Here is a 19,054-nt window from a genome sequence, read left to right as displayed (position 1 = left end):
ACCGAGCTGTTGCCGGGCACCGCAATCGAGCACGAGGAGCGGCAATGAGAAGAATCGGACGTACTCGGGCCATGCTTGTCGTCGCCCTCGTCGCGTGGACGGGACTGTTCGGCGAAGCAGCGTTGGCCTCGGCTGACCCGGCCCCGACATCCCCTTCAGGCGGTTCAGCTCTCGATCACGTCGAGGAGATCAACGCCCGTCAGCTGACTATGTACGTCTACTCGGCTGCGATGGACAAGGTGATTCCGCTCGAGGTGATTCGGCCGGCAGACACAAGTGCGCCCCGGCCGACCCTCTATCTACTCAATGGCGCCGGCGGAGGCGAGGACACGGCGACGTGGCAGACACGGACAGACGTCGTCGACTTCTTCGGCGACAAGAACGTCAACGTCGTCAACCCGATCGGCGGTGCCTACAGCTACTACACCGACTGGGAGAAGCCCGATCCTGTTCTCGGACTGAACAAGTGGACCACCTTTCTCACCCAGGAGTTGCCACCGATCGTCGATGCCACGCTCGGGACTACGGGTACGAATGCCGTTGCCGGATTGTCGATGGCAGGTACCTCGGTTCTGAGCCTGGCCGAGGCGGCGCCATCCGTTTACCGTGCCGTCGGTGCTTTCAGCGGGTGTGCCGAGACGAGTACTCAACCCGGTCAGGACTACGTGAGATTCGTGGTCGGATTCCGCGGCGGCAACGTGGACAACATGTGGGGTCCTCCCGGCGGTCCGGGCTGGGTAGCCAACGATCCTGTGGTCAATGCCGAGAGATTGCGGGGGGTCGACCTCTACATCAGCAATGGATCGGGCCTGCCCGGCCCACACGAGAATCTGGGCGGACCGATGGTCAACGGCGACCTCGGCGTTCTGGCGAACCAGGTGATCGTGGGTGGAGTCATCGAGGCCGGGACGAACCAGTGCACCCAGCGTTTGGCCGAGCGGCTCGACTCCTTGGGCATCCCGGCCACCTATGATTTCCGGGCAACTGGCACTCACTCTTGGGGTTACTGGCAGGACGATCTTCACAACTCGTGGTCGATGATTGCCGCGTCGATCGGTGCGCGTTAGCCGGCGAACCCTGGGGTCGGTGGCTGAGTTGTTTCTCACTCCGGGACACTCTTGCCGAACCTAGCCGACCGAACTGCAGGTCAGCGGCGTTATAGTCGCCTCATGAGTTCAGAAACACTCGCTCCCCTCGACACCGACGTACTTGCGCGCAGGTTTGCGTGCCTGGGTGATCCGACGCGGCTGCGAGTGCTCCGACTTGCTGCCGGCGGTCCGATCGACGTCGACACGATTGCACACGCCGCATCACTCGAGCCGTCGGCGTTGAGTGCCCACCTCGAGGCCTTGATCGAGGTCGGTTTTGTCGAGGCTTCGGTGCGTGAAGGCACTTCGGTTGTCAGTGTTGCCGGAACGGCATACTCCGATCTGATGGCAGCGGCCGCCGTCGTGGCTGCTCGTGGTCCGGTCGAAGACACACTGGGAGTTCTTCCCGATGACGTGGTGGTGCGCCGCATGGAATCCGGCGACTGGGATGCCGTCCGCTCGATCTACCGCGAAGGAATCGACACCGGAACCGCGACGTTCACCACCTCGGTGCCATCCGCCGAGAAGCTCGACGCGCAATGGTTACCCGATCATCGATGGGTGGCCGAGATCGACGGCCGCGTCGAAGGCTGGGCGAGCCTCAGCCCGGTGTCCTCGCGAGACTGCTACCGCGGGGTCGCCGAGAACTCCATCTACATCGGTAGCGGCGCTCGCGGGCGCGGCGTGGGCAAGCTGCTGCTTCGCCGACAGGTGCAAGCCGCCGACGCCAGTGAGATCTGGACAGTGCAGTCGTCGATTTTCCCGGAGAACCGGGCAAGCGTCGCCTTGCACCAGGCCGTCGGATTCCGAGTCGTCGGCACTCGGTCGCGTATCGCTCAACTGGGTGGGCGGTGGCGTGACACGTTGTTCCTCGAACGTCGCAGCGAGGACGCTGACATCTGAGAAGAGACGCTCAGCCCTTGGCAGCGCTGACTCCGGCGCGTCGCCCGTAGAAGCTGCCGTCACCGAGGGACGTTCCGGAGGCGTATCCACCGGCGCAGACGCCGGCGGTGCAGCGTCCAGCGGCAAACAAACCCGGGATCGGTTCGCCGGAGACGTGGATGACCTCCGAGTTGATCGACGTGCGCAGGCCGCCGAGCGTGAATCCGGCGGTGAAATTGCGAAGATCGAGCGCAGCGACGGGTGAGCCGATCGGCTTGACCCACTCCTTCTTCTTACCGAGTACCGGGTCTTCACCACGGGCGGCGTGCCGGTTGTAGACCTCGACCGTCGACTGAAGGGTGCCTTCCGGCAGGCCCATGTCGGATTCGAGTTCCTCGACGGTCTCGGCCACCCACTTGGGCTGGAATCTGAAGAACGGTGTGGAACTGTCGGCGGCGCAGCCCTCTTCGTAGGAAGCTTCGTCGATGATCAGGTAGGCCTGATTCTCGTTGCGCAGCAGCGTCTCCTGGCCGATTCTTCCCGGATACGTGTCCTCGTTGACGTAGCGCTGGCCGCGTCCGTTGACGAGAATGCCGCGGATCATCAACTGGGGGTCGCCGAAGAATGCGACCTCGGTGGCGTCCATGTGCGCGAGGTCGGCCCCGAGAGCCTGCGCCATCTGGATGGACTTTCCGTCGTGCTCTTCGATAGCCGCACCGGGGCGCCCGATCAGCCGTGGGGCGTACGACTGAATCATCGCTTCGTTGTAGGCGAAGCTTCCCGTCGCCAGTACGACACCCGTGCGTGCTCGAACTGCCACTTCCTTGCCGTACTGCTTGGCGATGATGCCGACCACTCGATCTCCGTCGACGACCAGGCGCTGGACTCGCATGTCGTATTCTGCTCGTACGCCGAGGCTTTCGGCCGTCTCGATCAGTGGCTTCATCAACATGAAACCACCGCCCTTCTCCCCGGTGCGCTTGCCGCTCATCTGTGGAACGTGCCCGCGAGGGGCCGGTGTCGCGATCGTGTTGAACGGTGCCGAGTTCTCGCCGCCGGAATACATGAGTCCGTCGTCGAAGGGTGTTTCCCAGCCGGGTTGGCCGTAGAAACTCTCCTTGAACGGCACACCGTTGTCGACGAGCCAGTTGTAGTGCTCGACGCTGCCTTCGCAGTAGTCGGTGATCTTCTCCTCGTCGGCGCCGGGACCGAGTGCGGCCATCATGAACGATTTCATGTTGGCGGGGGAGTCCTCGAACCCGAGTGCCTGCTGCAACGGGGTCCCGCCGCCCAGATAGATGAATCCGCCTGCCAGCGCCGCAGCGCCGCCCCAGCCGCTCGTGCGCTCGAGCACCAACACGTCGGCGCCCGCTCGCGCGGCCTCGATCGAAGCACTCACTCCGGCAATGCCGTAGCCGGCGACGACGACGTCAGCCTCGAAGTGCCACTGCTCGATGTTTGCGGAGGACTGCGGACGGATTGAGCTGGCCTCGGCCATGGATTCGGATCCTTCGTTCTTCTGGTTGGTTGGTGGGGGAATCGGTGGGTGTGATCGATGCCCTGATGGCAGTATCTCGACCGAAAGTCAGTCGGTGTCCGTTTTCGCGGAATCGGCCGCGGCCTTCTCCTTGGCGCGCGCGGCCTTACGTCTGTCGGCCTTCACGGCGATCAGCGCATTGTTGAGCCCGGTGGCCAGCGGCCAGCCGACGTAGTGGCACAGGAAGATTGCGGCCTCTTCGAACTGCTGCTCGGTCAACTCCTCGTTGTGGAGAGCAGCGTTGATCTGGATCTTCGCCACATCGTTCTGCCCCTGGGCGGTGATGGCACCGATCAGGAGTAGTCGTCGATCACGTACCGACAGTCCCGGTCGCGTCCAGATGTCGGCAAAGAGGTGGTCGGCGGTGACCGCGAAGAAGTCGCCGGGAACGTCGGCGGGAAGCTCCCAGCCGTACACCTCGTTCATCTTCGCGACGCCACGAGCACGGGCCTCGGAGATGCGGCTTTCGTCGGTTCCACCGGCATCGGTCATGTGAGTGGTGTCGGTCATGCGTGCTCCCGAATAGTAGATGCCGTTGAAGGTTCGGCCGACCTGTCTTCGCTGTCATTCCCGACGCCCAGACCGGCACCGAGTCCGGCGAGCGCAAGGTGCGCGAGCGGCAGGTCGAGATTCAGCCGATCACCGAGGTCGATGGCCAAGGCCAAGTCCTTCTCCCCGAGATTGCGAACATGCCGCAGTATCGAGAACCACGGGTCGTCCTCCGAGACCGGTGCGGTGGTGTCGCGGAGCATGATCGCGCCCGCGCCACCGGTGATCGCATCGGTGTGCCTGACGACCTTTCCGAGCGTGCGGAGATCGAGTCCTGCTGCTTCGGCGAGTCGCGCGGCCTCGGTCGTGGCGGTGAACGAGACGAAGTGAAGAAGGTTGCGTGCGAGCTTCATTCGCGTTCCCGCGCCGACGTCACCGGCGTGAACCACCAGCTCGGCCCAGGATCCGAAGGGCTCGCGGACGGCTTCGAACGCCTCGTCGGAGCCGCCGATCATCACTGCCAGCCTGCCCTGCGCTGCGCCGCCGGCACCGCCACTGATCGGCGCGTCGACCAGCAGAACACCACGCTGTTGACAGATGTCAGCGAGTTCCACCGCCGTGGTGTCCGAGATAGTGGAGTGAATCGCGACGACAGTGCCTGGCTGTGCGGTCGACAGAATCCCGTGCGGCCCGCACACAACCTCGCGTACCTGCGCGTCGTCGAGCACCGTGACGGAGATGATGCTCGCCTGCGCTGCAACGTCGGCGGGCGTCGATGCTGCGCTCGCGCCCGCAGCGGTGAACGGTTCGAGCGCTTCTGCGCGGGCATCACACACCACCAGTCCGCCCGGCCAGTCCAGGAGGCGCTGCGCCATCGGCGCGCCCATGTTGCCTAGGCCGATGTATCCCAGTCTGGTTTTCGAAGCGCTGGCTTTCGGCGCCGATTGCGTCATGACCGGTACACCTGGCCTCCGTCGACGTTGAAGATCTGCCCGGTCACCCAGCCTGCGTCGTCGGAGAGGAGGAACAGGCACATGCCGACGAGATCGTCCGGTGTTCCCATGCGCTGCAACGGGATTCGTTTCACCATGTCCTTGACGATGTTGCCGGGGGTGACGGTTCGAGTCGCCTCCGTGTCGATAGGGCCGGGAGCGATGGCGTTGATCCGGATGTTCGACCAGCCGAGTTCGGTCGCGAGTTGTTGTGTCAGGCTGTTGACGCCGGCCTTCGCGAGTCCGTAGTAATTCGAGTACAGCCAGGCTGCTGTGGAGGACTGGTTGACGATCGAACCGCCCTTCGCTCGCATGTGAGGTACTACCGCCCGGCACACGTGCAATGCGCCGTCCATGTTGACGCTCATGAACTTTCGGTAGTAGTCCCAGTCCACCGTCAACAGGGAATCGATCTTCATTCCGCCGTAGATGGCAGCGTTGTTCACCAGGTGCTCGATGCTGCCGAACTGCTCGATCGTGAAGTCGGCGAGTGCCGCAGTCGACTCCCCGTCGGCGACGTCGACGTCCTTGAACACGGCATTTCCGCCGTCCGCGTTGATCTGCTTGGCGACTGCTTCACCGAGTTCGCGATTGAGGTCCGCCACGACCACGTTGGCCCCCTCCGCGGCCAGAGCGCGGGCATACGCCTCTCCGATACCCTGCGCTGCTCCGGTGACTATCGCGGTGCGACCGTCGAAACGTCCCATGTCGACCTACTTTCGTGGTGATCATTCTGTGGTGAGGGTGTGGGGTGAGGGTGTGGAATGTCAGGAAGGTGAAGCGACGAGCTTGGTTTCGAGGTATTCCTCGAAACCCGCGAGGCCCATTTCGCGGCCGATCCCGGATTGTTTGTAGCCGCCGAACGGTGCGTCGGCCGAATACCAGACGCCGCCGTTGACGCTCAGCGTTCCGGTTCTGACACCGGCAACGACGTGCGCGACGCGATCGGGATCGGTGCCCCACACCGACCCGGACAGGCCGTATGGGGAATCGTTGGCAATCCGGATAGCGTCGTCGTCGTTGTCGTACGGAAGGATCACGAGGACGGGCCCGAAAATCTCCTCCTGCGCTACGCGAGACGAGTTGTCCAGCCCGGCAATGAGAGTGGGTTCGACGAAGAAACCCCTCTCGCGATCGTCGGGACGGCCCCCACCCGTCACGATCGTGCCGCCCTCTTCGACCGCGAGGGCGAGGTAGCTCTCCACCCTGGCGCGCTGGCGCGCCGAGATGACCGGGCCACACACCGTTCCGCGCGCGCTGGGGTCGCCGGCTCGGATACCCGCCATCGCGGCAGATGCCGCGGCCAGAGCATCGTCGTACCGAGAGCGCGGCACCAGAAGTCTGGTACTGAGCGCGCATCCCTGACCGGCATGAACGCAGACGGAGAACGCGGCAACCGAGCATGCACCCTTGATGTCCGCATCGTCGAGGACGATGAATGCGGACTTACCCCCGAGTTCGAGGAAGACCTTCTTGAGAGTTTGCGCGGCCGTGGCCATCACTGTGCGTCCGGTGGCGGTGGAACCGGTGAAGGACACGAGATCGACGCGCGGATCGCTGCACAGCTGCGCGCCTAGGGAGTGATCCGTCGACGTCACGACGTTGACTACGCCGGCCGGGATCTCGGTTTCTTCTGCAATCACCTTGGCGACCAGCGCGGCGCACCAGGGCGTGTCCGGCGCGGGTTTGAGAACGATGGTGTTGCCGGCTGCGAGGGCGGGACCGAGCTTGGCGAAATTGATCTGGTGCGGAAAGTTCCACGGTGTGATTGCGCCGACGACGCCGACGGCTTCCTTGAGCAGTCGGCGATGGGTCGGAATCCCCATGGGTGACGCGTGCCCGAGATCTTGTTCCCACGAATAGGTTTCGATCAGATCGGCCCAGTAGCGAAGATCTTCGATCGGGCCTTCGAGTTGCGGACCGCTCGTCAGCATGACCGGTGCGCCGACCTCGGCGACGGTGATCTCACGCAACTCCTCGATGTGGGACTGGAGTGCATCGCACAGTTGGCGCAGGCAGCGAGCGCGAAACCCGTGATCGCGTGCCCATTCGGTGTCGTCGAACGCACGGCGCGCAGCGGCGATGGCCGCGTCCATGTCCGCGGCGGTGCCTTCGGCCGCACGGCCGATCAGTTCCTCGGTCGCCGGGTTGAAAACTTCGAAGGTCCCGCCGGATCCGGGAACCAGTTTTCCGTCGACGAGAAGTGCAGAACTGTCTGCGGGTCGAAGCGTCATAGCGCAAACCCTCTCTTTCTGGACATGTGTCTGGACTCTAGTTCACACTTGTGGTTGAGGCAATGGTTTTTGGGGCATAAGAGATTTCGAGAGCCCAGCAGTCTCGAGAGGGTCTCGGATCTGCTTCGACGAAAAGCGCCTCGTGTCCGGTGCGGCGCCGCTACGGTTCACCGCACATTCACAACCACGTCTTCACATCCACAGGAGAGAGGTCGAAATGAACAGAGTTGACGGAAAAGTGGTGTTGGTGACCGGCGCTGCTCGAGGTCAGGGGCGCAGTCACGCCGTCCGTCTCGCGCAGGAGGGCGCGCACATCATCGCCTTCGATCTGTGCGCAGACATCGCCAGCAACGAATACCCGCTCGCCAGTCCAGCCGATCTGGAGGAAACCGCTCGCCTGGTAAAAGAGGCCGGGCAGCAGGTGGTGACGGCGCGTGTCGACGTCCGTGATCGCGCCGGACTCGAAACAGCACTTGCCGAGGCGGTAGGGCAGTTGGGCGGATTGCATGTCGTCGTGGCGAACGCCGGTATCTGTCCGCTGGGCAAACACGTGTCGACCGCCGGTTTCGTCGACGCCTTCGATGTGAACTTTCTCGGTGTCGTCAATACAGTGCACGCGTCGATGGAATACCTCGGCGAAGGGGGTTCGATCATCGCGATCGGCTCTGTTGCCGGTTTGGTGCCGCAGACCGGATTCAACGGGCAACAGGCGCTCCAGGGTCCGGGTGGCGACGGATACGGGTTGGCCAAGAAGCTGATTCAGGCCTACACCAGTTCGTTGGCGCTGACCCTCGGGCCGAGTTCCATTCGCGTCAACGCGATTCATCCGACCAATGTGAACACCGACATGTTGCAGAGCATGCCGATGTACCGGACGTTCCGTCCCGACCTCGAGAATCCGACCGCCGAGGATGCGGCTGTGACGTTCCCGTTCATGCAGGCGATGCCGATCCCGTGGGTCGAACCCGCGGACATCTCGCATGCAGTCGTGTACCTGTCCTCGGACGAGTCGCGATTCGTCACCGGCCAGCAACTGCGCGTGGACGCTGGTGCCGGGATGAAGATCGGTCTGTAGTAGAACTTTTCGCGTCGCTGCTGCCTGTTCGTGGTGAATTTTCCAAGTTTCCCCATTTCGTTGCCCTGGACAGGACGCTGTAGTAACGTCCAGACACGTGTCCAGCAAACGGGGCGATTCAAGTGGCGGGGGATCGATTGTCTACGAATCCACTCGCAGGCGCCTCACGGGCAAACAGGCGGAAACTGTGGCCAGGCTTGCCGAAGCAACAGTGAAAGTTCTACGCAAACAAGAGTTTTCCGGACTGACTGTCCGTTCGGTTGCGGCCGAAGCGGGCGTAGGAACTGCGACCGCCTACACGTATTTCGCGTCCAAGGAGCATCTCGTCGCAGAGGTTTTCTGGCGAAGACTTCAGAACTCGTCGGCGCCTGATGGCTCAGGGTTGGATCGCACCGCGCACGTGCTGTCTGTACTTCGAAATATCGCGCTGCTTCTCGCGGACGAACCGGAGGTATCGGCCGCCGTGACCAATGCACTGCTCGGATCCGACCCTGAAGTGGAACATCTTCGCGGCCGGATCGGGCTCGAGATCCATCAACGACTCGCCTCGGCGTTGGATCCGAATGGCGAACCCGAAGTGTTGGAAGCGCTCGAAATGCTTTATGCCGGGGCGCTTCTGCGGGCAGGGATCGGCTACGGAACCTACGCGCAAATCGCTGGACGCCTCGAGGCCTCAGCTCTACTGATCCTGGAGAAATCATGACAGAAGCTTTGATCGATCCGGTGGTCTTCAATCCGTACGACTACCACTTTCACGACGATCCGTATCCGACGTACAAGCGTCTGCGCGAAGAATCACCCCTGTATCACAATCCGGACGTGGGCTTTTGGGCATTGTCGCGATATGCGGACGTGGTCGACGGATTCAAGGACAACAAGCGTCTGTCGAGCGCAAACGGAGTATCACTCGACCCCGCTGCATACGGTCCACACGCGCATTATGTGATGTCGTTTCTCGCTATGGATGATCCCCGCCATATGCGGTTGCGCCAGTTGGTTTCTCGCGGATTCACACCGCGGCGTGTTGCGGAGCTCGACGGCCGGATACTCGAACTGACGAAGCAACATCTGATACCCGCGCTGGGCGCGGGGGAGTTCGACTGGATTACGGAGGTGGCGGGAAAGCTGCCGATGGACGTCATCTCCGAACTCATGGGTGTCCCCGAACCCGACCGAGCCGAACTGCGGCGCAAGGCGGATCTGGTGGTGCATCGAGAGGCGGGTGTTCTCGACGTGCCGCAACCTGCGGTGGAGGCTTCGATCAGTTTGATGGGCTACTACAAGGAGATGATCGCGCAGCGTCGCCGATCGCGGACGGACGATCTGACCTCGGCCTTGCTCGACGCCGAGATCGACGGAGACAAGCTTTCGGACCAGGAGATCCTCGGATTCATGTTTCTGATGGTCGTGGCCGGAAACGAGACCACGACCAAGCTTCTCGGAAACGCTCTGTACTGGGGTTCGCACCACCGGGAGCAGATCGCACCGGTCCTCGACGATCCCGAACGAGCCTCGGAATGGGTGGAAGAGACTCTTCGCTACGACACGTCGAGTCAGATCGTGGCTCGGACTTCGGTTGTCGACCTCGAATACCACGGGCGCACCATTCCAGCGGGGGAGAAGGTCCTGCTCCTGATCGGATCGGCCAACCGAGACGCCGACGTCTTCGACGATGCCGACAGCTTCCAGATCGGCCGGAGTTCGTCGGGAAAACTCGCGAGTTTCGGTGGTGGCGTGCACTTCTGCCTCGGTGCCCACCTTGCCAAGCTCGAAGCCAAGATCGCCCTGGCGGAGTTGGGGCGTCGGGTCAGCGACTACGAAGTCGTCGAGTCCGGAATCGAGCGTGTTCATTCGACAAATGTCCGGGGCTTTGCGGCCCTGCCGGTGAAAGTGCAGGTGCGCTGATGCCTCGTTTCGAACCCAATCCTGTTCGCCGGCCGGCACTGATCAGTGGTGCGTCGTCGGGAATCGGCACAGCCACCGCGTATGCCCTGGCCGAACTCGGGCATCCGGTTGCACTCGGTGCGCGTCGAGTCGCCGAATGCGAAGCCATCGCCGAGAAGATCCGCAGCAACGGTGGTGAAGCGTTCGCCCACTTCCTCGACGTCACGGACGGTGATTCGGTCGACGGGTTCGTCTCGGCCGCAGAGGCAGTCCACGGCCCCGCGGAAATCGTCGTCTCCGGTGCCGGAGACCTCGAATTCGGGGCTGCGGACGAGATGAATCCTGAGGCGTTTCTACGGCAGATCCAAGTTCACCTCGTCGGTGCGCAGCGATTGGCGCATCGCGTACTCCCCGGCATGAGGCAACGACAGCGCGGTGACTTCGTACTGATCGGCTCGGATTGTGCCGAGCGCCAGCGTCCACTCATGGGTGCGTACGACGCGGCGAAGGCCGGGCTCGAGGCAATGGGGCGTCAGATGCGAATGGAGCTCGAGGGAACAGGCATTCGCGCGTCGATCGTGCGACCCGGGCCGACACTGACCGGCATGGGGATGGACACGACGCCGGAGATCATCGGACCGGTCGGGGAATCGTGGAGCAAGTGGGGGTTCGCCCGCCATGGTTACTTTCTGCGCGCCTCGGACATCGCCAATGCCATCGTCGCCGTTGTGTCGGCGCCGCGAGGAGCACACATCGTGCTCGTCGAAGTTCAGCCCGAGGCGCCACTGGACAAACTTCCCACTGCGAACTCACAGGAGACGACATGACGCACGGAGTGCAAGAGACGTCGCGAACACTGCCAGAGCCGCCGCGGGTGTCCGGCGGGGATCTCCCGCACGGGCATCTCGAGGAACTGCGAACCGACCCGATAGCGCTCATGCGCCGGGTGCGTGAGGAATGTGGTGACGTCGGCGCCTTTCAACTTGCCGACCGCACAGTGATCCTGCTGTCCGGAGCCGAGGCAAACGAGTTCTTCTTCCGCTCCACCGACGAGGATCTCGACCAACAAGCGGCTTACCCCTTCATGAAGCCGATATTCGGTGAAGGCGTCGTCTTCGACGCCAGCCCGGAGCGGCGTAAAGAGATGCTGCACAACTCGGCTCTGCGCGGCGAACAGATGCGCGGGCACGCCGCCACGATCGGCCGGGAAGTCGAGGCGATGGTCGCGCAGTGGGGAGACGAAGGCGAGATCGATCTGCTCGACTTCTTCGCCGAGCTGACCATCTACACCTCGTCGGCGTGCCTGATCGGCAAGAAGTTCCGCGACGAACTGGATGATAGCTTCGCCAAGCTGTATCACGAGCTCGAACAGGGAACGGATGCATTGGCTTTCGTGGATCCGTACGCGCCGATCGAGAGTTTCCGCCGCCGCGACGAGGCCCGGTTGGCGTTGGTCGCTCTGGTACAGGACATCATGAACGGGCGCATCGCGAATCCTCCGCAGGGCAAGGATGACCGCGACATGTTGGACGTGTTGGTCTCGGTCAAGGACGAGAACGGCGACCTCCGGTTCAGTGCCGACGAGATCACCGGAATCTTCATCTCGATGATGTTCGCCGGCCACCACACGACTTCCGGCACGGCAGCGTGGTCGCTGATCGAGATGTTGCGGCATCCCGACACCATGACGGACGTCGTCGACGAACTCGACAATCTGTACTCCGACGGCGCCGACATCAGTTTTCATGCCCTGCGCCAGATTCCGGTTCTGGAGGCTGTGGTCAAGGAAACCCTTCGACTGCATCCGCCGTTGATCATCCTGTTGCGGGTGGCACGTGGAGATTTCGAAGTGGGCGGCTTCGAGATCCGAGAGGGCCATCTTGTCGCCGCGACACCCGCGATCTCCAATCGAATCGCCGAGGACTTTCCCCGGCCGGACACCTTCAATCCCGGGAGGTACATCGACCCGAATCAAGAGGACATCGTCAACCGCTGGACGTGGATTCCGTTCGGAGCCGGCCGGCATCGCTGCGTCGGCGCTGCGTTCGCCCAGATGCAGCTCAAAGCGATCTTCTCGATCCTGCTGCGGGACTTCGAGTTCGAGATGGCGCAGCCGTCGGAATCCTACCGAAACGACCACAGCAAGATGGTCGTCCAGTTGCAGCAGCCGTGCGCGGTGAGGTACCGGCGCAGAACACGTCCCGGGCGTGAGGGGTGATCATGCACGTCGAAGTCGACCTCGACCTGTGCCAAGGCCATGCGGCATGCGAGCTGGAGGCACCGGAGATCTTTGTCGTCCCGAAGCGGGGGAAGGTCAGTCTTCTGGACTCCGACCCACCCGAGTCGCTCCGCGGTGAAGCCGAGATGGCGGTCAGGTACTGCCCGACCGGCGCCCTGAGAATTGTCGATTGATTGCAGCGAATTCATGTGCTCGAGGGAGGAAGTTCAGATGACGGGTTTCGACCGCGCAGAGCTCGACGAGATGGTCCAACGCTGGATCGAGGCGAACAAAAAGGCCGAAGCCGCCGGCGATTGGAAACCGTTGGCGGACATGTATACCGAGGACGCCACGTACGGGTGGAACTACGGCCCCAAGCAGGATTTCATGGCGGTGGGGCGCGGGGAGATTCGTGAAGTCGCGCTCGGTCTCGAGATGAAGGGCCTCGAAGGCTGGGAGTATCCGTATCAAGACTTTGTGATCGACGACCGTAGCGGAAACGTGATCGGCTTGTGGAAGCAGATTTCCGATGCCAAGCGTGAGGACGGTAGCAACTACTCCGTCTACGGTATCGGTGGTAGTTGGTTCCGCTACGGCGGGGATTTCCAATGGTCCTGGCAGCGTGACTTCTTCGATTTCGGGAACGTGTCGGCACTGTTCATGGAGATGATCGGCAACAATGCTCTCTCGAAGGGGATGCAGGGGCGGATCCAGCGATCGATCTCGGGCGACCCGCTACCGGGCTGGTATCCGGTGGGCACCGCGCCGGTCCCGCTGTGGTGAGTCCGATGACGGTGCGCGATTCCTTCGAGACACTCTCGCAGCGCGACCTTGCCGTGTTGGTGCCCGAGTTGCTCCTGTGCGGGCAGCTGATCGATCGCTCGGGCATGGCGCATCTGATCGTCGAATTCGGACGCGAGGGTATGGCGCAGGTGGCCGTCGAGGAGTGGGAATCGGCCAGCCCCTGGTACACCCGCCGCATGCAGAAGGCTCTCGGATACGAGGGCGACGACGTCGTGACGATCTTCAAAGGGTTACAACTCGACATCGGCGCTCCGCCACAGTTCATGGACTTTCGATACCGGGTCGACGATCCGCTGCACGGTGAGTTCTGGCTCGATCATTGCGGAGCACTCATGGACGTCGAGCCGTTGGGTGATGAGTTCGTGACCTCGATGTGTCACGACATCGAGGATCCGACTTTCGATGCGACAGCCATCGCGACCAACCCGCACGCCCAGATCCGGCCGATTCACCGACCACCGCGCAGGCCCGCGGACCGACATCCGCACTGCGCCTGGACCGTTTCCATCGACCCGTCGCACACGCCTCCCGTGATGACCGCGCACACCGAGCAGATCGGACGCACCGCCGCGGTGACGGTCGAGCTGAGCCCGATCGATCACGGTGGGGACGGTAGGGCGGACTACTCGGGTCCGTTGTTGTCCGACCTGAGGTTTTCCGACTTCTCGCGATCAGCCTTGGTTCGCATCGCAGAGGAGATCTGCGTGCAGCATCATCTATTGGCGTTGGGCTTTCTGGCAGCGGTTCGCCGCCGTGCCGACGAAGGCAAGGCTCGCGAGATCACGCGAAAGCAATTGACCGGAATCGCGGGAGTTGCGGCACAGCGTATTCGAGATGCGCTCGGGCTTCCTTCGACGCTGGAATCGTTGGCATTGGTCCTGTCCGTGCATCCCTTGCTGAATCCGAAGCAGTATGTGGAGAGCGAGGTCCGACAGGACGGCGGTGCTCTGGAGCTGCGGATCTCGCGAGAAGCTCTTGTCGACCGCGACGGCGGTTGGCCGACCTTGCTCGGCAGCGAGCACCTCGATCCCCTCCAGGCTTTGGTCCGCGGCGTGAATCCGCACTTCACCGTGAGAGTGGTGGCCGAAGATGCCGCGGGGCTCCTTCTGGCCGTCGACATCACCGAAGCTCCCGCTCCGGAATGCGTCGAAGTCGCCATCACGAAGGTCAGTACCGGCGCGGCATTCGTATTCGAAGATCGCGGAATCCCTTTGCCTCTCTTCGTCGTCTGACCGGCCGAACCCGAAGGACTCAACCTATGGCGTACACGTTTGCAGACCTGTTCGAGCATTCCGTCGATGCGATGCCCGATCGCCTCGCGCTGATCGTTTCCGGCGAGGAGGTGACATACCGTGAGCTCGACGAGCGGGCCAACCGATTGGCGCATTACTTCCAGTCCGTCGGGTTAGGTGTCGGTTCGCACATCGGTATTCAACTGCACAACTCGATCGAGGCGATGGTTGCTGTCCTCGCGGCCTTCAAGATCCGCGGGGTTCCCATCACGGTGAACTACCGCTACACGAGCGACGAATTGGTTTACCTGTACGAGAACGCGGATCTCACGGCGTTGGTTTTCCATCGTGGTTTCGCTGAGCGGGTCGCCGAGGCGTTGGTGGCCACGCCGCGGGTCAAGTACGTGATCGAGGCGGCGGACGAACTCGCTCTCGGGAACGAACCGTCGATTCCGGGGGCAGTGGCGTACGAGGATGCGCTCGGCAACCAATCCCCGCTGCGCACAGGTGAACATGCATTTCCCGAGCGTTCCGGCGACGACGTCTACGTTCTCTACACCGGCGGAACAACCGGACGACCGAAAGGCGTCGTCTGGCGGCAGGAAGACATCTGGCGCGTATTGGCCGGCGGTTACGACTTCTATTCGGGTGAGCCGATCGCCGACGAGTACCAGCAGTCGCGCGGTGGCGCCGCGGCAGCCGAACCGATGCGGTGGTGCATGCTTCCACCGCTGATCCACACCTCGGCACTGATGCCGACGTTCAACGCTCTGTTCTCTGGTAACACCGTCATCTTCGAACCTAAATTCGATGCGGCACAGGTCTGGAAGGTCGTCGCCGAATATCGCCCGCAGGTCATGGTCATCACCGGCGACGCCATGGGCCGTCCACTGGTCGAAGCCCATCACGAATTGCAGCCGGACGCGTCGAGCCTGGCTGTGCTCGCCTCCGGCGCTGCGCTCTTCTCCGGATCGGTCAAAGATGCGTTCTTCGACGTCTTTCCGAATCTGATGATCTCCGATTCGGTTGGATCGTCCGAAACAGGCTTCGGCGGAATCGGATTCGCAACCAAAGGGTTGGAGCAGCGTGGCGGACCCAAAGTGGGTGCCAACAGATTCACGGTCGTCGTCGACGATGACAACCGAGTGTTGGAGCCGGGCTCGGGCGCCGAAGGATGGCTGGCGAAACTCGGAAACGTTCCACTCGGCTACTACAAGGACCCGGTGAAGTCGGCCGAGATATTCCGAGAGGTGAACGGCGCACGGGCAGTGGTGACCGGAGACCGGGCGCGGATCGAGGACGACGGCTCGGTCACCCTCCTCGGACGGGGAAACATGGTGGTCAACACCGGCGGCGAGAAGGTCTTCGTGGAAGAAGTCGAAGCCGTGGTGAAGGCCAATCCCGACATCTACGACGCGACAGTGATCGGTGTTCCGGACGAGCGGTGGGGCAATCGGGTGGCGGCGGTGCTTCGCATCCGCGACGGTGTGGAACCGGATTTCGAATCCATCGAGAAGCACGCCCGCAGTCACCTCGCCGGCTACAAGATTCCGCGTTCCTTCTGGATCGCCGACGAGGTCGTTCGAGCGCCGAGCGGCAAGCCGGACTACCGCTGGGCCAAGGAGTTCTCACAGAACAGCGACCCGGTCCACCGGATCGACTAGCGCTCACACGCAACACCCGGCACCCGGCACCCATCCGTAAAGGAGCATCTGCAATGCCTGAGATCGACCTTCCCGACGGGTTCGACGTGACCGACCCGCATCTGTACGGCGAGCGCGTCCCGCTTGCCGAGTTCGCCGAACTACGACGATGCGCTCCGGTCTGGTGGAACGCCCAGGAACCGGGTACCGGCGGATTTCACGACGGTGGTTGCTGGGTTGTCTCCCGCCACGCAGACGTCCGCGACGTCTCGTTGCGCAGCGAGGAGTTCTCGAGCAACGTCAACGGCTGCATTCCGCGGCATGAAGACAACATCTCGGCGGAGGAGTTGGAGGCGACAAAACACGTCCTCATCAACAAGGACGCCCCTGAGCACACACAGCTGCGCAAGTTGGTGGCACGCTTGTTCACTCCGCGGTCGGTGGAAGCGATGCGGGCCGGGTTGGAAGCGCGGGCAGAAGACATAGCGTCGGCTGCCGTGGCGGAAGGTAGCGGTGATTTTGTCAGCCAGGTCGCCAGCGAGTTACCCATGCAGGCGATCTCGGAGCTGATCGGTGTACCGCAGGACGGGCGCCGTCAGCTGTACGAATGGTCGAATCAGATGACGGGATACGACGACGAGTCACTCGCCGGCGAGTCTCGGATGGCGTCGGCGCAGATATTGGGCTACGCCTATCAACTGGCTGAGGTGAGACGGGAGGAACCGCTCGACGACATCATCTCGCGCTTGGTGCATGCCGACATCGACGGGCAGAAACTCACCCCGGAACAGTTCGGTTTCTTCGTCATCATGTTGGCTGTCGCAGGCAACGAAACGACGCGAAACGCAACGACACTCGGCATGATGGCATTCCTCGAGCATCCGGATCAGTGGGAACTGTACAAGCGCGAGCGTCCGCGCACCGCCGCGGACGAGATCATCCGCTGGGCTTCGCCACTGACGTCGATGCAACGAACAGCAGTGGTGGACACACAGATTGCCGGCACTGCGATTGCGAAGGGGCAGCGCGTCGTACTGCTCTACGGCTCGGCGAACTTCGACGAAACCGTCTTCGGGAACCCCGACGTCTTCGACATCACCCGAGACCCGAACCCGCACCTCGCGTTCGGAGGAACCGGGCCGCACTACTGCGTCGGCGCCAACCTGGCCAGAATGGAGGTCGATCTGATCTTCGGCAAGATCGCCGATCACATGCCCGACATCAGCAAGCTCGGCGATCCGAGCAGGCTCTCGTCCGGTTGGCTCAACGGGATCAAGCAATTCAAGGTCGACTACGGCAACTCCACGTCATGCCCTTCGGGGCATTGACGTGTACAGCGGAAGAGTTGCACTTGCGGGCCCGATGCGCGAACTCGGCCAGTTCTACCGGATGGGCGCCGATGTCGCAGTGGGCTTGTTCCGCACCCGCTTTCAGGTGCAAGAGTTTCTCGAGCAGAGTTGGATGATCGCCCGGGTGTCGATCGTGCCGACAGTGTTGGTAGCCGTGCCGTTCACGGTCCTGGTGAGTTTCACCCTCAACATCCTTCTCCGCGAGATCGGTGCCGCCGACCTCAGCGGCGCCGGGGCCGCGCTCGGCGCCGTGACTCAGGTCGGTCCGGTGGTGACGGTGCTGATCGTGGCAGGTGCGGGCGCGACAGCCATCGCCGCCGATCTGGGATCGAGAACGATTCGTGAAGAGATCGACGCCATGGAGGTGCTCGGGATCGATCCGATCACTCGGCTGGTGATTCCTCGGGTGGTCGCGTCGACCGTGGTGGCTTTGCTGCTCAACGGACTCGTCTGCGTCATCGGCATCGCCGGCGGTTACGCCTTCTCGGTGTTTCTCCAGGGCGTGAACCCTGGCGCCTTCGTCGAGGGAATCACGTTGCTGACCGGCCTGCCCGAGGTGGCGTTGTCGATGGTCAAAGCTGCACTGTTCGGGATGCTGGCGGGATTGGTGGCCTGCTATCGCGGACTGTCGGTACGGGGTGGGCCGAAAGGCGTGGGGGAGGCCGTCAACGAAACGGTGGTGTACGCATTCATGGCGTTGTTCGTCGTCAACACCATCGTCACCGCGGTCGGCATCCGATTGACGGCGGGGTGATCGAGGTGACGCTGTCGGATTCGCTGGCACAAATCGGCAAGTTCGGACGCACGCGGGCGCGGGTGGCTCGAACGTCACGCTCGATCGACGACGTCGGGCGACAAGCTGTCTTCTTCGCGCGCGCCATCGCTCACATCCCGTGGGCAATTCGCAAACACCCTAAGGAAGTGTTGAGACTGGTAGCCGAGATCAGCATGGGCACCGGAGCTTTGGCAGTGATCGGCGGCACGGTTGCGGTCGTAGGATTTTTGACTCTCGCCTCGGGCGGCACCATTGCGATCCAAGGTTTCAGCTCACTGGGAAATATCGGAGTCGAAGCGCTCACCGGATTCTTCTCCGCCTTCATCAACGTTCGTATCGCTGCGCCGGTCATCGCGGGAATCGGCCTGTCGGCCACGATCGGCGCAGGTTCGACCGCGCAGATCGGTGCCATGCGCATCAGTGAGGAAATCGACGCCCTCGAATCGATGGCGATCAGTTCGGTCCCGTACGTCGTCAGCACCCGCGTCACCGCAGGGATGATCGCGATCTTGCCGCTGTACTCATTGGCGCTCGTAGGATCTTTTCTGGCCGGAAGGTTCACCACGGTGGTGCTGTTCGGTCAGTCCTCCGGTCTTTACGACCACTACTTCACGACGTTCCTCGATCCGGTCGATGTCGCATGGTCCTTCGTTCAAGTGCTCGTGATGGCACTACTGGTGATGCTGATCCACACGTACTACGGATACAACGCGTCCGGGGGACCGTCGGGCGTGGGAACTGCAGTGGGCCGCGGGGTTCGGCTCTCGCTGATCTGCGTCGTGGCGGTGACCCTGCTCGTCTCACTCGCGCTCTACGGCGGTTCCGGCAACTTCAATCTGTCCGGTTAGGGGG

Annotated in this window: 19 protein-coding genes; 14 read left to right on the top strand and 5 right to left on the bottom strand. The window is 62.6% G+C overall.

Annotation, left to right across the window (positions count from 1 at the left end; translation table 11 throughout):
• The first annotated feature begins 44 nt into the window (after positions 1-44).
• Together PCS43_RS29475 and PCS43_RS29470 are read left to right on the top strand one after the other, a co-directional pair.
• Positions 45-1,067, top strand: coding sequence for an alpha/beta hydrolase (locus tag PCS43_RS29475; RefSeq protein WP_003944025.1), 1,023 nt, complete (start codon positions 45-47; stop codon positions 1,065-1,067).
• Positions 1,068-1,169: 102 nt separating this feature from the next.
• Positions 1,170-1,991: a helix-turn-helix domain-containing GNAT family N-acetyltransferase gene (locus PCS43_RS29470; protein WP_003944042.1), complete on the top strand. Its 822-nt coding sequence runs from the start codon at positions 1,170-1,172 to the stop codon at positions 1,989-1,991.
• A gap of 10 nt (positions 1,992-2,001) precedes the next feature.
• Here the strand turns inward: PCS43_RS29470 and PCS43_RS29465 are convergent, their stop codons facing one another.
• The 5 genes from PCS43_RS29465 to PCS43_RS29445 all read right to left on the bottom strand — a co-directional run bounded on the left by PCS43_RS29465 (position 2,002) and on the right by PCS43_RS29445 (position 7,222).
• A complete protein-coding gene (locus PCS43_RS29465; protein ID WP_050656861.1) occupies positions 2,002-3,468 on the bottom strand; it encodes an FAD-dependent oxidoreductase in 1,467 nt (488 codons plus the stop codon).
• 87 nt (positions 3,469-3,555) lie between these two features.
• Positions 3,556-4,017 carry a carboxymuconolactone decarboxylase family protein gene (locus tag PCS43_RS29460; RefSeq protein ID WP_003944075.1) on the bottom strand — a complete coding sequence of 154 codons (462 nt, stop codon included), beginning with the start codon at positions 4,015-4,017 and terminating at the stop codon, positions 3,556-3,558.
• On the bottom strand, positions 4,014-4,949 hold the full coding sequence (locus PCS43_RS29455; RefSeq protein ID WP_054187433.1) for an NAD(P)-dependent oxidoreductase: 936 nt from the start codon (positions 4,947-4,949) through the stop codon (positions 4,014-4,016). Before PCS43_RS29455 ends, PCS43_RS29460 begins: the two co-directional genes overlap by 4 nt.
• Positions 4,946-5,695 (bottom strand): SDR family oxidoreductase, encoded by a 750-nt coding sequence (locus PCS43_RS29450; protein ID WP_030536773.1) that lies wholly within the window; start codon positions 5,693-5,695, stop codon positions 4,946-4,948. Before PCS43_RS29450 ends, PCS43_RS29455 begins: the two co-directional genes overlap by 4 nt.
• Positions 5,696-5,755: 60 nt before the next feature.
• A complete protein-coding gene (locus tag PCS43_RS29445; RefSeq protein WP_030536772.1) occupies positions 5,756-7,222 on the bottom strand; it encodes an aldehyde dehydrogenase in 1,467 nt (488 codons plus the stop codon).
• Between the two features lie 217 nt (positions 7,223-7,439).
• On the opposite strand from PCS43_RS29445, the gene PCS43_RS29440 reads away from it, so the two are divergent.
• The 12 genes from PCS43_RS29440 (at position 7,440) to PCS43_RS29385 (ending at position 19,050) form a co-directional block, all read left to right on the top strand.
• The gene (locus PCS43_RS29440) at positions 7,440-8,297 is read left to right on the top strand and encodes a mycofactocin-coupled SDR family oxidoreductase (RefSeq protein ID WP_047272231.1); all 858 of its coding nucleotides are present in this window, start codon (positions 7,440-7,442) and stop codon (positions 8,295-8,297) included.
• Positions 8,298-8,433: 136 nt separating this feature from the next.
• Positions 8,434-9,000 (top strand): TetR/AcrR family transcriptional regulator, encoded by a 567-nt coding sequence (locus tag PCS43_RS29435; protein ID WP_024487471.1) that lies wholly within the window; start codon positions 8,434-8,436, stop codon positions 8,998-9,000.
• A complete protein-coding gene (locus PCS43_RS29430) occupies positions 8,997-10,202 on the top strand; it encodes a cytochrome P450 (protein WP_065454977.1) in 1,206 nt (401 codons plus the stop codon). The genes PCS43_RS29435 and PCS43_RS29430 overlap by 4 nt, the downstream gene beginning before the upstream one ends.
• On the top strand, positions 10,202-11,008 hold the full coding sequence (locus PCS43_RS29425; RefSeq protein ID WP_003944110.1) for an SDR family oxidoreductase: 807 nt from the start codon (positions 10,202-10,204) through the stop codon (positions 11,006-11,008). The genes PCS43_RS29430 and PCS43_RS29425 overlap by 1 nt, the downstream gene beginning before the upstream one ends.
• The gene (locus PCS43_RS29420; RefSeq protein ID WP_270923160.1) at positions 11,005-12,399 is read left to right on the top strand and encodes a cytochrome P450; all 1,395 of its coding nucleotides are present in this window, start codon (positions 11,005-11,007) and stop codon (positions 12,397-12,399) included. Before PCS43_RS29425 ends, PCS43_RS29420 begins: the two co-directional genes overlap by 4 nt.
• Positions 12,400-12,401: 2 nt before the next feature.
• The gene (locus PCS43_RS29415) at positions 12,402-12,593 is read left to right on the top strand and encodes a ferredoxin (protein ID WP_020907945.1); all 192 of its coding nucleotides are present in this window, start codon (positions 12,402-12,404) and stop codon (positions 12,591-12,593) included.
• 37 nt (positions 12,594-12,630) lie between these two features.
• Positions 12,631-13,182, top strand: coding sequence for a hypothetical protein (locus PCS43_RS29410; RefSeq protein ID WP_054782107.1), 552 nt, complete (start codon positions 12,631-12,633; stop codon positions 13,180-13,182).
• A gap of 5 nt (positions 13,183-13,187) precedes the next feature.
• Entirely contained in the window at positions 13,188-14,435 is a 1,248-nt protein-coding gene (locus PCS43_RS29405; RefSeq protein WP_209908812.1) for a hypothetical protein, read from the top strand.
• A gap of 26 nt (positions 14,436-14,461) precedes the next feature.
• Positions 14,462-16,099 carry an acyl-CoA synthetase gene (locus tag PCS43_RS29400; RefSeq protein WP_209908808.1) on the top strand — a complete coding sequence of 546 codons (1,638 nt, stop codon included), beginning with the start codon at positions 14,462-14,464 and terminating at the stop codon, positions 16,097-16,099.
• A gap of 53 nt (positions 16,100-16,152) precedes the next feature.
• Positions 16,153-17,406: a cytochrome P450 gene (locus PCS43_RS29395; RefSeq protein ID WP_209908804.1), complete on the top strand. Its 1,254-nt coding sequence runs from the start codon at positions 16,153-16,155 to the stop codon at positions 17,404-17,406.
• A gap of 34 nt (positions 17,407-17,440) precedes the next feature.
• Entirely contained in the window at positions 17,441-18,181 is a 741-nt protein-coding gene (locus PCS43_RS29390; protein WP_030536769.1) for an MlaE family ABC transporter permease, read from the top strand.
• Complete coding sequence (locus PCS43_RS29385) at positions 18,178-19,050, top strand: MlaE family ABC transporter permease (RefSeq protein ID WP_003944051.1); 873 nt, start codon at positions 18,178-18,180, stop codon at positions 19,048-19,050. Before PCS43_RS29390 ends, PCS43_RS29385 begins: the two co-directional genes overlap by 4 nt.
• The last annotated feature ends 4 nt before the right edge of the window (positions 19,051-19,054 follow it).

The organism is Rhodococcus sp. C-2 (assembly GCF_027854095.1).
In the GTDB taxonomy this organism is placed as follows: domain Bacteria; phylum Actinomycetota; class Actinomycetes; order Mycobacteriales; family Mycobacteriaceae; genus Rhodococcus_F; species Rhodococcus_F qingshengii.
This window is presented reverse-complemented; position numbering and strand designations above follow the sequence as displayed.